The sequence below is a fragment of the Haloarcula nitratireducens genome (assembly GCF_019599505.1).
On record NZ_RKLT01000001.1, the window covers coordinates 919,807 to 933,107 of the forward strand.

Sequence of the window (13,301 nt, forward strand, 5' to 3'; positions counted from 1 at the left end):
GTGCTTCGCCCGTCAGCGCCCTTCCAACAGGGCGCGAGCGACGATATTCTTCTGAATCTCGCTGGTCCCCTCGTAGATCGTCGTCACCTTCGCGTCGCGGTAGAGACGCTCGACCGGGTACTCGGTGGTGTAGCCGTAGCCGCCGTGGATCTGGACCGCCTCGTTCGCCACCTCGACCGCCCCCTCGCTGGCGAAGTACTTCGCCATGCTCGCGGCCTGGCGGGCGTCCTCGCCGCGGTCCATCCGACTCGCGGCGTCCCAGGTCAACAGTCGGCCGGCCCGCACCGTCGTCGCCATCTCCGCGAGTTTGTGCTGGATCGTCTGGAACTCGGCGATTCGCCGATCGAACTGCTCGCGTTCCGCCGCGTAGTCGAGCGCCTCGTCCAGCGCCGACTGGGCGAGCCCCACGGACTGTGCGGCGATGGCGACCCGACCGCCGTTCAGGATGGAGAGGGCGGCCGCCAGCCCCTCGCCGACCTCGGTGAGGCGGTAGCGCTCGGGAATCCGGACGCCGTCGAACGTGAGCGCGGTCGTGTCGCTGGCCCGCAGACCGAGTTTGTCCTCCTTCTCGCCGACGGAGAGGCCGTCGCTGTCTTTCGGGACCAGGAACTGCGTGACGGAATCGGGGTCGTCGCGGTCCGTCTTGGCGAAGACGACGACCACGCCCGAGCGCTCGCCGTTGGTAATCCACTGCTTCTCGCCGTCGAGGACGTACTCGTCGCCGTCCGACCGCGCGACGGTCGTCATCCCTCGCGGGTTCGACCCGGCCTGCGGTTCCGAGAGCGCGAACGCGCCGACGGGCCGCCCGCCGACCATATCAGGGAGCCACTCCTCGCGCACCGACTCGTCGCCGAAGCGAGCGATGCAGGACGTGGCCAGACAGTGGACCGAGAGCGCGGTGGCGACGGCCAGCGAGCCGTGGGCCAGCTCCTCGTTGACGATGGCGTAGGTGCGCTTATCGGCGTCGAAACCGCCGTACTCGGTCGGTGTGGTCAGTCCCGTTAGATCGATATCCGCGAGGCTGTCCCAGACGCCTTCGGGAAACTCCTCGGTGCGGTCGGCCTCGCGCGCCGTCGGCCGTACCTCCTCGGCGGCGACGGACCGAACGGTCTCACGAACGGCCCGCTGTTCGGGCGAGAGGTCCATACCGGCGGTATGCGTGGGACTGCCAAAGGTCTACTGTCGGAAGAAGACGAGAGACAGTTATCGAGAGTCCGCGAGCTCCACGTCGAGGAACGATTCGAGGGCGGCGATGGTCGAGCCGCCGACGTTCGCCTGCGTCGCCCGACCCTGCTCGACCGCGAGCACGTCGTTCTCGTCGAGGCCGAGTTCCTCGGCGAGTTCGGCCGTCTGGAGGCCCTCCTCCTGTCGCGCCTCGGTGACGCGCGTCCCGTAGTCGCTGACGAGGTAGGGCAACTGGTCGCCGTCGTAATCTGCCCCCTCTTCCCAGTGGGAGGCGTCGGCTTTCTGTGAGTCCCGTATCTTCGCGGCGTTCTGGGCGGCGCGGCGACGCCGGTCCCGATCGTCGTTCGAGTCGCCGCCGCTCGACTGCGAGCGGTCGTTCTCGCCGTGGTTCTGCGCGCAGTCCGAACAGACCTGAAGGGTCGCGCCCGCGACGTTCGCGGTCTGCAGGTCGCCGCCGTCGGCACCGCAGAGTTCGCAGCTCCCACCGGCGCTGTCGGCCCCGCTACCGGTCGAGTATTTGGCCATGCCCCCGGTAGCGGTTTCGTCGTATTTGAAATGTCCGGTTCGGTGGAATGACACACCCTCTCGGGGCGCGGCGCAAACGAAAGCCCTTTTATTGGCCCACGGGGAACGAATGAGTGCAGTAAGACAGAGCGAGCGTGGGTAGCCAAGCCAGGCCAACGGCGCAGCGTTGAGGGCGCTGTCCCGTAGGGGTCCGCCGGTTCAAATCCGGTCCCACGCATCGCACGCGAGGGCGTCGCCCTCGACACCGTGGCGGCGATGCCGCCACACGATGCAGGTGCTCTCCCTACCCGGGATCAGCACCCACGCACAATCCTTTCGAAGCAACTTTCCCGAGAAGCGCGTATAGCGTCTGCGACTGCCATCTCGGTTCTCGATGTCGATCTCGGAAACGAGCGACAACGACTGCGGTCGCCGTTTCCTCGCTAAATACCAATTCTGATAATCTGGGCGGGGGATTTTTATACACTCCCTCTTACTCTTCAGATACGGCACCGTTCCGGTGCCCTGCACCCCCACCCCCTACTTTCCGTACTTTTCATCGACGAGCGGCCGCCGCCGGTCGTACACCCTGCGCTATCAGAACGTCACGAGACCGCTGGGCGGGGTTCGAACCGATGCCAGACGTGCTCGAACCCCTCGCTTCCATTTGCTCCTCACGTCCGTTCACGCCGACTTCGCTGCGCTCGTCGTCAGCAATCGTTCGCTTCGCTCACGATGACATCGCAAAATGGAAGGGGCGGGATTCGAACCACGCGGAGCCCTGCGAGGGAAACTGCCGCCAATTTCTGGCACGTTGGCGGGCAGCGCTCTACCACTGAGCCACCCTTCCAGACAGCGAAACCTTGGGTCGTAGCGACTAAATAGGTGACGGGACCGGCGGAGAGCGGACGCACACGACTGCCGCTCTCCACCGTCGGTGGCCAAGCCATACTTATCCGATCCGTCCCAACGCCCGCTGTGAGCTACACGAAACAGCACTACGCGGATACCGACGCCGTCGGTGGGGGGCTTCACTTCCTCCGAGACGAACTGAACTGCGAGAACGTCGGCGTCAGCGTCCTCGACTGCGAGCCCGGCTGGAGCGGGAAGCCGCACGACCACAGCGACGACGGACAGGAGGAAGTGTACGTCCTCGTCGACGGCGAAGCAACGGTGACGGTCGACGGCGACGACGTGTCGATGTCGGCCGGCGACGCGATTCGGATCGAACCGGACGCGAAACGAGAGATCCGGAACGGCGAGACCGAGAGCCAGTTCGTCCTCGTCGGCGCGCCCTAGTAGCTGCGCTCTTTCGGCTCGTAGGTCTCCTCGTCGCCCTCGAGGATGACCGGTTTGTAGTACAGGCGCGGCGTGCCGTCCTCCCACGCCAGCATGGTGTGTTTGATCCACTCGTCGTCACGGCGCTCCTGGAACTCCGCGCGCCAGTGCGCGCCGCGGAACTCCTCGCGGGCCAGCGCGCCGAGCGTGATGGCCTCGGCCACGTCGAGGAGGTTCCGCGTCTCGATGGTGTGGATGAGGTCCGTGTTGTAGGTGCGCGAGGGGTCCGAGACGGCGACGTTCTCGTACTCCTTGCGGGCCTCTCGGATGTCGCGCAGCGCCGTCTTCAGGCCCTCCTCCTGGCGGAAGACGTTGACGTTGTCCGTCATCGTCTCCTGGACGTCGGCCCGGACTTCGGCGTGGTTGATGCCGTCCTTTTCGAGCAGCATCTCGATGCGCGTGCGCTCGCGCTCGACAGTGTTCTCGATGACGCTCGTCGGTTCGACGGCCGCGCCGTCGGCGGCGACGTCTTCGCCGCCCCTGTCGATAGCGCCGGGTTCGACCGGCGGTTCGACGTCGCCGGCCTCGCTCTCGGCGGAGGGACCGGTCTGGATCTCGGCGGCCTTCATGTCCTTGCCGGCGGCGTGGTAGCCGGCGCGAGCGCCGAAGACGAGCAGTTCCGGCAGCGCGTTGCCGCCGAGGCGGTTCGCGCCGTGCAGCGAGACGCAGGCCGTCTCGCCGGCGGCGTAGAGCCCCTCGATGCAGGTCTCGCCGTTCTCGTCGCACTCGACGCCGCCCATGGCGTAGTGCTGGCCGGGCTTGACGGGCATCGGCTCGTCGAGGCCGTCGACGCCCTCGAAGTCCTCCGCGAGGTGGAGGATGTTCTCCAGTCGGTCGATGATGCGCTCCTCGCCGAGGTGGCGCATGTCGAGGTGGACGTACTCGTCGTCGATGCCGCGGCCCGCGTTGACCTCCGTGAGTTCGGCGCGAGCGACCACGTCGCGGGAGGCGAGTTCGCCGTCGTTGTTCGCGTAGCCGTACTCGTACATCAGCCGCTCCTCGTTGTCGTTGTAGAGGATCCCGCCTTCGCCGCGGACGCCCTCGGAGATGAGGACGCCCGTCGAGGGGAGCGTCGTCGGGTGGAACTGGATCATCTCCATGTCCTCCATCGGCGCGCCGGCGCGGTAGGCGATGGCACAGCCGTCGCCGGTGTTGGCGACGGCGTTGGTCGTGTGGTCGAACGCCTGTCCGAGGCCGCCGGTGGCGAGGATGACGCCGCCGTTGGCGCGGAAGCCCTCTATCTTCCCGGACTTGATGTCGTAGGCGACGCAGCCGTGACACTCGCGTTTCTCGGGGTCGTCGTGGTCGGTCACCGCGACGTTGGTGACGTACCACTCGTCGTACACCTCGATACCGCGTTTGACCACCTGCTCGTACATCGTGTGCAGGAGGTGATGTCCGGTCTCGGCCCCGGCGTAGGTCGTCCGCGGGTACGAGAGACCGCCGAACGGTCGCTGTGAGACGCGTCCGTCCTCCTCCCGGGAGAAGGGCATCCCCCAGTGCTCGAGCTGGATGACCTCTTCGGGGGCGTCCTTCGCGAAGGTGTCGATGGCCGGGGCGTCCCCGAGGTAGTCAGACCCCTTCATCGTGTCGTAGGCGTGCAGGTCCCAGGAGTCGCCCTCCTGGAGCGCGGCGTTGATGCCGCCCTCCGCCGCGCCCGTGTGGCTCCGAACCGGGTGGAGTTTCGTCACGAGGGCGACGTCCGCGCCCTCCTCGTGTGCCGCGATCGCCGCTCTGAGGCCGGCGCCACCCGCGCCGACCACGATAACGTCGTGTTCGTACATTGTGTGATATAGTTGCGTGTGTTACCGTTCCGACTACCAGAACTTGAGGTTGTTCTTCACCGATTCGCGCTTCAGTTCCTGGATGTGCTCGGTCAGCGGGATGTCCTTCGGGCACACCTCGGTACAGGAGAACTGGGTCTGACAGCGCCAGACGCCGTGTTCCTGCTCGATGATGCGGAGGCGTTCCTGCTTGCGGTTCTCGCCCTCGCGCTCGTCCATCGCGAAGCGATACGCCTTGTTGATGGCCGCGGGACCGAGGTACTCGTTGTCGCCGGCGGCGATGTTACACGATGACATGCAGGCACCGCACCAGATACACCGCGTGGACATCTTCACCTTCTCGCGGTTCTCCCGGCTCTGGCGCTGCTCTGCTAAGTCGTCTTCGGGCACCTCGTCGGCGTCGAAGTACGGCTCGACCGCGTGCATCTGCTCGTAGAAGTGCTCCATGTCCACGACGAGATCCTTGACGACCTCCTGATGCGGGAGCGGTTCGATGCGAACCGGGCCGTCGAGGTCCGAGAGCTGGGTCTTACAGCCGAGTCGCTGTCGGCCATTGATGAACAGCGCGTCCGACCCGCACACCGCCTGTCGACACGAGTGTCGGAAGGTCAGCGAGGAGTCGTAGCGGTCCCGCGCGTAGATGAGCGCGTCCAGCACCGTCATCCCCTTGTGGAACGGGACCCGGAAGTCGTCGAACCGGGGTTCCTGCTTGCCTTCGACCTCGGGGTCGTAGCGGAAGACCTTCAGCATGACCGTCTCCTCGTCGTCGAGGGTCGCCTCTTCGGTCTCTCGCTGGGCCTCGCGTTCGGCCTGACGCTGTCGTTTCTGCTCCCGGCGCTTCTCGCCCGGCGACTCGACGGCCGGTTCGCTCTCCTGTTCTTCGGTCTCCGTCTCCTGTTTCTCTATCTGTGTGCTCATGAGTTAGAGGAATCCGTTCATCGCTAGCGCCACTCGGGTCCCCTGCGCGATAAGCAGCAGGCCTGCGACGATGAGGACCCACTTGACGGCGTTCTTCTGGGTGCCGTCGATGCCCTGGTTGACCAGCGCGTTGTAGACGCCGTTGACGCCGTGGAACGTCGCCGTCACGAGGAAGAGCCACATCGTGGCGAAGTAACTGATCTGGCTCATCCGGGCCTGCGTTCCGGCGAACGTGATGTTTGCGGCGTGGTTGGCAAAGTGCAACAGCAGGAAGTGGAACGCGAGGACGCCGATGAGGAACACCGCCGTGAGCCGCTGCCAGAGCCATCGACGGCCGCCGCGCTCGAAGGAGGAGTAGTGCTCCGCCATTAGGCTAGTGGCCCCCCGAGGAACGTCGGGATGCTGGCGACGACGATCGCGCCGGTCAGCACCAGCGACGCGTAGAAGCTCACGTCCTGTGATTCGAGGCCGACGCCGAGGTCCACCATCAGCAGTCGTATCCCGTTGAGGATGTGGAAGACGGCGACGGCGAGCAGTCCGACTTCGAGGAAGCGAACGACGAGCAGGGCCTCTAACCCCTGCAACGTACCGGTATAGAGCTCCGCACCCCCGAGGGACGTACTGAGGACGGCGATGTGGGTAAACAGATACCCCACGAGCACCCAGCCGGTGAACTTGTGGAATATCCAGGCCCACATCCCGGCCGAGAACTCCCGCCACCGTCCGAAATCCTCGACGGTGCCGCGATTGTAAGACTGACTCATACACTCGGGGGTTAGTCCGGGGACAAATAGTAGTTACTACCGCGTGCGTGTCTCGCCGGAATCCGGCCGAGTGAATTTCTCCGCCGGCAGATCCTGTCAGCTATCCTCACTCCTCGCCGCCGAACTCCCGCCCGTCGATACTGACCGTCTCGCGGGTGACGGCGACGCGATGATCGTCGACGGTGAACGTCACCGACACGGACCGCCGGTCGCTGGCGAAAAGGGCGTCGAGCGCGTCGGTATCGATCTTCTCCTCCAGCGTGAACGGGAGGGCGAGCGGATCGGTATCGTAGTACCGAGCGAGCGCTTCGACGATGCGAACTGACGGTGGAAGAGCGTCGTCCTCGATCATGCGTATCGTCTCACACCTTCACCGGTGCGGGTCGTGCGTGGACCGCTCGGATCATGCCGCAGACCGGTTGGAATCGACTCTCTGTCGGTCGTCTCGAGTACCGGACCTGTCGACTTCGTCACTGCTCCGGAACGATGGGTTAGTTTCCGACACCGGTAGACGTCGGCTATCGCGAATTTCCACTGTTACCTATAAAACGGTGCCGAAAGAGCAACAGCCGCTGGCAGCGCCGGAGCGGTGGCCGAGTGACTCGCCGATACGAGGGGCGTACCCGACTACGACGATGGCGTTCGTTCGACGTCCACGGTCTGACTCCGCTCGGCGGCGCGACGGGTCCGGTCGTCGAGGCGGACGAGATGGCAGAGCGGGTTCCCCGGATAGACGAGCGGGTTCTCGAGGACGCCGACCAGCAGACCGGTGAACGGCGCTCTGATCGTCGTATTCTCCGTTTTGAACGGGTTGCCGATGGTACAGATGACCTCGTCTTCGTAGACGAGTTCGCCCCCGCTGTGGTGCATGTCGACGAGGCCGCCGGCGTCGGCGCGTATCCACGTCTTCTCGTCGCTGTTCTCGATGACGGTCCGCCAGCCGGGCCAGCGCACGACTTCGGTATCGAGGATACCGAACTCGGCCAGTACCGACCGAACGCTGTCGAGGGCCTGGTCGATGAGCGGTCGCTGAAAGCGGTGGGCTTCGCCCATCTCGACCGTGATGGTCGGGACGTCGGCATCGCTCGCCTCGCGGCGCAGCGACCCCGACGGCCCGCGCGAGGAGATGATGACGTTCGAGGCGAAGGCGTTGGCCACTCGCGCGACGGGCTCGTCTTCCATGTCTGCCCTGACGTGGAGCATGTTGGTCCGGCCGCGCGTCGAGGTGTGGAAGTCCAGCCCGAAATTGCAGGGTTCGAGGAAGTTCCGGAAGATGCGGTCGGCCATCCGCTTCGCGCTCGTCGAGTCGGGGTTGCCGGGGAACGAACGGTTCAGGTCCCGGTCGTAAATCGGGAGGTACCGTTCCTGTGCGAGGAAGGCGGGAACGTTCAACACGGGCAGACAGATCAGCGTGCCGGCGAGGGTCGAGTGGTCCCACTCGTGGGCGACCTCGCGGACGACCTCGATGCCATTCAGTTCGTCGCCGTGGGCGGCCGCCGAGAGGAAGCCGGTCGGTCCCGGGCGCTCGCCGTTGACGATGGTGACCGGCACCCGCACCGGATCGCCCATGTACGTCTCACTGACCGTGTACCGCACGTTCTGCGTCTCCCCCGGGTCAACCCGCCCACCGTCGTACGTGAACGGTTCGGCCTCGTCCATGCGGGTACAAGGGAGACCCCGTGGTAAAACCCCCCCGACCGCTGGATGGCGCAGATCGGCCTGGTGGCGCTCGCCCCGTCATCGGGGGCCGACTTTGGATGGAACTATGCGGGACGGCTGCGTACGTCGCCGCATGGCACGGCCACTCTACGTCATCGGGCACCGACAGCCCGACACCGACACGGTCTGCTCCGCGATCGCGTACGCTCGACTGAAACAGAGGCAGGGGACAGACGCGGTTCCGGCGCGGGCCGGCGAAGTGAACCCCGAGACCCGGTTCGTCCTGGATCGGACGGGCGTCGAGACGCCGACGCTCTTAGACGACGCCGCGGGCGAACGGCTCGTGCTCGTCGACCACAACGAGCACAGTCAGACCGTCTCCGGCGCGCGGGACGCGGAGATCGTCGAGGTCGTCGACCACCACCGGATCGGCGACGTGACGACCAGCGACCCCATCTTCTTCCGGAACGAGCCGGTCGGCTCCACCGCGACCATTCTCGCGGAACTGTACGACGCGGCGGACGAGCCGATCGACGAGGAGACCGCGCAACTGCTTCTCAGTGGCCTCCTGAGCGACACCGTCGTCCTCCGCTCGCCGACGACCACCGACAGGGACCGGACGGTCGCCGAACGACTGGCCGAACTGGCCGGTCTGGACGTCGAGGAGTACGGCAAGGAGCTCCTTCAGCAGAAGAGCAAGATCGGGGAGAAGAGCCCCAGAGAGATGGTTCTCGGCGACTTCAAGGAGTTCGAATTCGGCGCGCACCAGGTCGGGATCGGCCAGGTGGAGACCGTCGAGCCGGCGGCGGTACTGGAGCGGCGAGACGCCGTCCTCGCCGCGATGGACGACGTCGTCGACGAGCGTGAGTACGCGACGCTCCTGTTGCTCGTCACCGACCTCCTCGAGGAGGAGTCGACCGCCCTCCTCGCCGGCGACTACGAGGAGACCGTCGCGGAAGCCCTGGATACGACGTTCGCGGACCGGGAAGCGTTCCTGCCGGGAGTCATGTCTCGGAAGAAGCAGGTCGTGCCGCCGCTGGAGGACGCCTTCAGCTGAGAGCCCGTCTCTGAAGCCGCCCGTTGATCGGCCCGTCGGCTCACCGACCCGCCGACCCAGCGCATCGACCGATTAGGTGACGTTCGACAGGGTCATCGGAACCCATCAGGGTTTTCCTACCGCCACTTGAAGGACCACATCATGAGTGACGAAGATATCACCGTCGGTGTTCTGAGCCTCCATTCGAGCAAGGAGACGAAAGCTATCCTGAACGCGGCCGATAGCCTCGGATACGACACCGAGTGGCTCCGCGAGGAGAACACGACCGTCTCGGTGACCGACGGGAAGATGACCCTCGACCCGGACGTCGACGTCGTCGCCAATCGGCTTCTCCTCTCTAGCGACGAGTACCCGGTCGAGGGAATCGGCCTGGCGCTGACGCTCAACCGCCTCGCGCCGATGCTGAACGAACCCACCGCGGCGACGACGGCGCTGCACAAGTTCGCCAGCGCCGCGGCGCTGGCCGACGCCGACATCCCGATTCCCGACGCGCTTCTCTCCCTGTCGAATAAGCGATTGAACGAGGAGCGAGGCCGGTTCGGCGAACGAGCAGTCTACAAGACGGCGATCGGTACCCACGGCGGCGGGACGTGGATGGTCGAACTCGACGACCCGGTCAACGCGCAGGTCGGGGAGCGGCACGCCTTCTTACAGGAGTTCCTCGACCACGACGACAGCCGGCACCACGACCTGCGCATCTACGTCGTCGGCGACCGGATCGTCGGTGCGATGAACCGCTACGCGCCCGACGGCGAGTGGCGGACCAACGTCGCGCTCGGCGGCGAGGTCGAGGACATGACCGACGACCTCCCCGAGCGAGTTCGGGAGATCGCGCTGAACGCCACCGACGCCATCGGACTCGACTACGCGGGCGTCGACATCATTCAGGGCAACGACGGCTACTACGTCCTCGAGGTCAATCCGACCGCCGGCTTCCGCGGCCTGTTCAAAGCCAGCGGCGTCAGCCCGGCCCCCTACATCGCGCAGTTGGCTATCGAGCGAGCGGGCGGGAGCGTCCCCGACGAGGACGTCGAGCAACTCACCGGCACGCTCGACGACTCCCGACCGACCGCGATGCCGCGGACACCGACCACACAGACCCCGGAAAACGTCACTATCGGCTACATCGAGGAGGTCGTCGTCTCCGGGACGCGGGGCAACAAGACCGTCCTCGCCAAGTCCGACACCGGGGCGACCCGGACCAGCATCGACGCCGAGCTCGCCGCGGACATCGGCACCGGACCCATCCTCGACATCGTGAAGGTGAAGTCCGGAAGCGTCAAGTCCGGCCGCTCGCGGCCGGTCGTGGACCTCGTCGTCGGGATCGGCGGGACCCAACACACCGTCACCGCCAGCGTCGAGGACCGCTCGCACATGGAGTACCCCCTCCTGCTGGGCCGGGACATCCTCAAGCACTACCAGGTGAACGTCAACCGACGCGCGGACGACGAGTACGACGACCTGGACTCCGAAGAGGAAGAGGAGTCGACGCTCGAATAGCTCAGGACGGTAGTCGGGCTTCGACCAGCGAGTTGCCCGGGCCGCCGCGCCGAACCGTCTTCTCGGTCACCGCTTCGAAGCCGCTCTGTTCGAGCCAGGTGCGGACGTCCTCGTACGCGTGGACATCCGCTCCCAGCGTGACGCGGTAGGTGAGCCCGACGAATCCGACGCCCGTCTGCCCGAGTGAGGAGCCGCCGGCGTCGGCGAACTGGTCGAGAACGGCGATCCGACCGCCCGGACCGAGCGAGGCGGCCACCCGCTCGAACAGCGCGCGACACTCGGGGGCGTCGTGCGCGTGGAGAACGTTGAACAGGAGCGCGACGTCGTACCTCTCCCCGAGCGCGTCGGTCTCGTAGTCGCCCGCTCTGACCCGAAGGCGGTCCGCGAAGTCGGTCGCCGCTATCTCCTCGCGGGCGACGGTGAGCGCCGCCGGCGCGTCGAACACCGTCGCGCGGAGGTTCGGGTGTCGAGAACAGAGTTCGACGGCGTACAGCCCGTGGCCGCCGCCGACGTCGAGGAGCGTCCGCGCGTCGTCCGGCACGGTCAGCTTCGACGCGATCTCGTCGACCAGCACCGTCGCCGCGGCCCGAAACCCGCGCTGGGCGAGCTCCCAGCGCTCGGGTCGCTCGTCGAACCACTCGTACATCGAGCGCGGCGGTTCGCCCTCTCGAACGGTGGTCTCGAGGTGTTCCGTCCAGAAGGGAAACACCAGCTCGTCCCAGAACGCGAACCACGGGGCCATATTCGTCTCGCTCCCGGTTGTGAGCCACCGTTCGGTCGTCCCGGTCAGCTCGTAGCCGGCCGACCCGCTCTCGACGTACCCCGTCGCGGCGAGCAACCGGAGCAGCGGTCGTAATCCGTCCGGATGTGCGCCGACGCTGTCGGCGAGCGCCGTCGCGGAGAGCGGCCGGTCGCTCCCGTCGAGCGCTTCGAAGAGACCGAGGTCGATAGCGAGCGCGACGGCGCGGAACGCCCCCGCGCCGAACAGATCCAGTATCGGCGCGGGCCCCTCGTTCAGACGGAACAGAAGCAGCCGTTCGAGCACGTTCGGCCGGACGGGCATGACAGAGAAGCAAGCGGTGGGCGCGCATAGCGTTGCCGGGTCAGTCCGTTACTTCCGCGACGCTCTCGGCGATGTCTCTTTCCGCCCGCTAAATGGAGAGCGTCGCGTTACTCCGATCGGGCACCCACTGCTAACAGTTTCGTTACGAACCGTGATTGATATGCGATAGGGCGTCGCCACTCAGATTCGAGACGATAAGAAACAGGCCCTGTCCTTTTGCCGTCTGACGACGTACGAACTCTGCACTAAGAATGGTTGATGAGGCCAAACCGGTACTAGCGGAAGACCCCGTGATGGCGGAGTTGGTAGAAGAATACGACCCGTACGCTGAACCCGATTGGACCGAGTTCGAACGGCTGTGTATCTCGATAATCAACCAACAGCTCTCCACCGCGAGCGCGGCGGCGGTGAAAGAACGGGTCTTCGAGTTGCTCGACGAGGAAGTCACCCCCGAGAGAGTGCTGAGCGCCGACGAGGAAGCGCTCCGAGACGCCGGGCTGTCGGGGATGAAAGTCGAGTACATGCAGAACGCAGCGGAAGCCTTTCAAGAGCGAGACTATTCCCGCGAGGGGCTGTCAGACCACTCGAACGAGGAGATCATCGAACGACTCACCGAGATCAAGGGAATCGGCGAGTGGACCGCCCGAATGTATCTGCTGTTCGTGATGGAGCGTCCCGACATCCTCCCGTTGGGGGACCTCGCAGTACGGAAAGGTATCGCAGACCTATACGGCGACGGCGAAGACATGACTCGCGAAGAGATGCGCGAGATAGCGGAGAACTGGCGTCCCCATCGTTCAGCGGCCACGAAATACATCTGGGCGAATTACGAGTCCGATTCGTAGGGCGTCTGCCGCCTGTCGTCGTTCGAACGTCGAGCGGTCAGCCGTCGACGATCGCGGGGTCGGGCGTCCCGTCGCGCTCGTGTTCGGCCTCGTCGGCGGGTTTCGCCGGATTCCCGATGACGGTGGTCTCGGGCGGCACGTCGTCGACGACGACGGCTCCCGCGCCGACGGTCGCGTTCTCGCCGACGGTGATCGGACCGACGAGCGTCGCGGCCGCGCCGACGGTGACGCCGTCTTCGAGCGTCGGATGCCGTTTCTCGCGGCGCATCGACGCGCCGCCGAGCGTGACGCCGTGGTACAGCAGCACGTCGTCGCCGATGTCGGCCGTCTCGCCGACGACGGTGCCCATCCCGTGGTCGATGAACAGCCGCTCGCCGACGTCCGCGGCGGGGTGGATCTCGACGCCGGTGAGAAAGCGCGTCAGGTGCGAGAGCAGTCTGGCGGCGAAGCGGTGATCTGCGGCCCACAGCGCGTGGGCGAGGCGGTACAACCAGACGGCGTGCAGGCCGGGATACGTGAGGACGACCTCCGCGGCGCTGGTCGCGGCGGGGTCTTTCGCCTGTGCCGTCCGGACGTCCTCGCGGACCGTGTCGAGTATCGTGGGTATGTCGAACATCGTGGATACGGTGTCGGGTGGTCGAAAGCAGGTGCGACGTGGAGAACAGGACTCAGTAGCGACAGCGA

At 65.9% G+C, this 13,301-nt stretch carries 14 protein-coding genes and 2 tRNA genes; 5 read left to right on the plus strand and 11 right to left on the minus strand.

The window, feature by feature from the left end; genetic code table 11:
• Window positions 1–12: 12 nt before the first annotated feature.
• Entirely contained in the window at window positions 13–1,146 is a 1,134-nt protein-coding gene (locus tag EGH23_RS04665) for an acyl-CoA dehydrogenase family protein (protein ID WP_220578849.1), read from the minus strand.
• Window positions 1,147–1,203: 57 nt separating this feature from the next.
• On the minus strand, window positions 1,204–1,710 hold the full coding sequence (locus tag EGH23_RS04670; RefSeq protein WP_220578850.1) for a helix-turn-helix domain-containing protein: 507 nt from the start codon (window positions 1,708–1,710) through the stop codon (window positions 1,204–1,206).
• Between the two features lie 132 nt (window positions 1,711–1,842).
• Here EGH23_RS04670 and EGH23_RS04675 point away from each other — a divergent pair.
• A tRNA-Leu gene (locus tag EGH23_RS04675) sits at window positions 1,843–1,927 on the plus strand.
• Between the two features lie 511 nt (window positions 1,928–2,438).
• Here the strand turns inward: EGH23_RS04675 and EGH23_RS04680 are convergent.
• Window positions 2,439–2,539 (minus strand) — tRNA-Trp (locus EGH23_RS04680).
• 128 nt (window positions 2,540–2,667) lie between these two features.
• Here EGH23_RS04680 and EGH23_RS04685 point away from each other — a divergent pair.
• Entirely contained in the window at window positions 2,668–2,988 is a 321-nt protein-coding gene (locus EGH23_RS04685; protein WP_220578851.1) for a cupin domain-containing protein, read from the plus strand.
• Here EGH23_RS04685 and EGH23_RS04690 read toward each other — a convergent pair.
• From EGH23_RS04690 to EGH23_RS04715, 6 genes are all read right to left on the minus strand, one after another.
• The gene (locus EGH23_RS04690; RefSeq protein ID WP_220578852.1) at window positions 2,985–4,811 is read right to left on the minus strand and encodes an FAD-binding protein; all 1,827 of its coding nucleotides are present in this window, start codon (window positions 4,809–4,811) and stop codon (window positions 2,985–2,987) included. The two genes, EGH23_RS04685 and EGH23_RS04690, sit on opposite strands and share 4 nt — an antisense overlap.
• A gap of 33 nt (window positions 4,812–4,844) precedes the next feature.
• Entirely contained in the window at window positions 4,845–5,729 is an 885-nt protein-coding gene (locus EGH23_RS04695) for a succinate dehydrogenase/fumarate reductase iron-sulfur subunit (RefSeq protein ID WP_220578853.1), read from the minus strand.
• A gap of 3 nt (window positions 5,730–5,732) precedes the next feature.
• Window positions 5,733–6,098 carry a succinate dehydrogenase hydrophobic membrane anchor subunit gene (locus EGH23_RS04700; protein WP_220578854.1) on the minus strand — a complete coding sequence of 122 codons (366 nt, stop codon included), beginning with the start codon at window positions 6,096–6,098 and terminating at the stop codon, window positions 5,733–5,735.
• Window positions 6,098–6,493, minus strand: a complete 396-nt coding sequence (gene sdhC / locus EGH23_RS04705) for a succinate dehydrogenase, cytochrome b556 subunit (protein ID WP_220578855.1) — start codon at window positions 6,491–6,493, stop codon at window positions 6,098–6,100. Before sdhC ends, EGH23_RS04700 begins: the two co-directional genes overlap by 1 nt.
• A gap of 106 nt (window positions 6,494–6,599) precedes the next feature.
• Window positions 6,600–6,845 carry a HalOD1 output domain-containing protein gene (locus tag EGH23_RS04710; protein ID WP_220578856.1) on the minus strand — a complete coding sequence of 82 codons (246 nt, stop codon included), beginning with the start codon at window positions 6,843–6,845 and terminating at the stop codon, window positions 6,600–6,602.
• A gap of 275 nt (window positions 6,846–7,120) precedes the next feature.
• On the minus strand, window positions 7,121–8,152 hold the full coding sequence (locus EGH23_RS04715) for a succinylglutamate desuccinylase/aspartoacylase family protein (protein ID WP_220578857.1): 1,032 nt from the start codon (window positions 8,150–8,152) through the stop codon (window positions 7,121–7,123).
• A gap of 133 nt (window positions 8,153–8,285) precedes the next feature.
• On the opposite strand from EGH23_RS04715, the gene EGH23_RS04720 reads away from it, so the two are divergent.
• Together EGH23_RS04720 and EGH23_RS04725 are read left to right on the plus strand one after the other, a co-directional pair.
• The gene (locus EGH23_RS04720) at window positions 8,286–9,209 is read left to right on the plus strand and encodes a manganese-dependent inorganic pyrophosphatase (protein ID WP_220578858.1); all 924 of its coding nucleotides are present in this window, start codon (window positions 8,286–8,288) and stop codon (window positions 9,207–9,209) included.
• A gap of 141 nt (window positions 9,210–9,350) precedes the next feature.
• Entirely contained in the window at window positions 9,351–10,709 is a 1,359-nt protein-coding gene (locus EGH23_RS04725) for a RimK family alpha-L-glutamate ligase (RefSeq protein WP_220578859.1), read from the plus strand.
• A 1-nt stretch (window position 10,710) separates the two neighbouring features.
• Here EGH23_RS04725 and EGH23_RS04730 read toward each other — a convergent pair whose 3' ends face one another.
• Entirely contained in the window at window positions 10,711–11,772 is a 1,062-nt protein-coding gene (locus EGH23_RS04730; RefSeq protein WP_220578860.1) for a class I SAM-dependent methyltransferase, read from the minus strand.
• A 251-nt stretch (window positions 11,773–12,023) separates the two neighbouring features.
• Between EGH23_RS04730 and EGH23_RS04735 the strand changes: the two genes are divergently transcribed.
• Window positions 12,024–12,617: a DNA-3-methyladenine glycosylase family protein gene (locus EGH23_RS04735; protein ID WP_425433194.1), complete on the plus strand. Its 594-nt coding sequence runs from the start codon at window positions 12,024–12,026 to the stop codon at window positions 12,615–12,617.
• 37 nt (window positions 12,618–12,654) lie between these two features.
• Here EGH23_RS04735 and cysE read toward each other — a convergent pair whose 3' ends face one another.
• Entirely contained in the window at window positions 12,655–13,233 is a 579-nt protein-coding gene (gene cysE, locus EGH23_RS04740; RefSeq protein WP_236044612.1) for a serine O-acetyltransferase, read from the minus strand.
• Window positions 13,234–13,301: the final 68 nt, after the last annotated feature.

What these genes read in the sequence shown, in the direction of transcription:
- EGH23_RS04665 (WP_220578849.1), bottom strand. Translation starts at nt 1,146, where the DNA reads ATGGACCTCTCGCCCGAACAGCGGGCCGTTCGTGAGACCGTTCGGTCC.
- EGH23_RS04670 (WP_220578850.1), bottom strand. Translation starts at nt 1,710, where the DNA reads ATGGCCAAATACTCGACCGGTAGCGGGGCCGACAGCGCCGGTGGGAGC.
- EGH23_RS04690 (WP_220578852.1), bottom strand. Translation starts at nt 4,811, where the DNA reads ATGTACGAACACGACGTTATCGTGGTCGGCGCGGGTGGCGCCGGCCTC.
- EGH23_RS04695 (WP_220578853.1), bottom strand. Translation starts at nt 5,729, where the DNA reads ATGAGCACACAGATAGAGAAACAGGAGACGGAGACCGAAGAACAGGAG.
- EGH23_RS04700 (WP_220578854.1), bottom strand. Translation starts at nt 6,098, where the DNA reads ATGGCGGAGCACTACTCCTCCTTCGAGCGCGGCGGCCGTCGATGGCTC.
- sdhC (WP_220578855.1), bottom strand. Translation starts at nt 6,493, where the DNA reads ATGAGTCAGTCTTACAATCGCGGCACCGTCGAGGATTTCGGACGGTGG.
- EGH23_RS04710 (WP_220578856.1), bottom strand. Translation starts at nt 6,845, where the DNA reads ATGATCGAGGACGACGCTCTTCCACCGTCAGTTCGCATCGTCGAAGCG.
- EGH23_RS04715 (WP_220578857.1), bottom strand. Translation starts at nt 8,152, where the DNA reads ATGGACGAGGCCGAACCGTTCACGTACGACGGTGGGCGGGTTGACCCG.
- EGH23_RS04720 (WP_220578858.1), top strand. Translation starts at nt 8,286, where the DNA reads ATGGCACGGCCACTCTACGTCATCGGGCACCGACAGCCCGACACCGAC.
- EGH23_RS04725 (WP_220578859.1), top strand. Translation starts at nt 9,351, where the DNA reads ATGAGTGACGAAGATATCACCGTCGGTGTTCTGAGCCTCCATTCGAGC.
- EGH23_RS04730 (WP_220578860.1), bottom strand. Translation starts at nt 11,772, where the DNA reads ATGCCCGTCCGGCCGAACGTGCTCGAACGGCTGCTTCTGTTCCGTCTG.
- EGH23_RS04735 (WP_425433194.1), top strand. Translation starts at nt 12,024, where the DNA reads ATGGTTGATGAGGCCAAACCGGTACTAGCGGAAGACCCCGTGATGGCG.
- cysE (WP_236044612.1), bottom strand. Translation starts at nt 13,233, where the DNA reads ATGTTCGACATACCCACGATACTCGACACGGTCCGCGAGGACGTCCGG.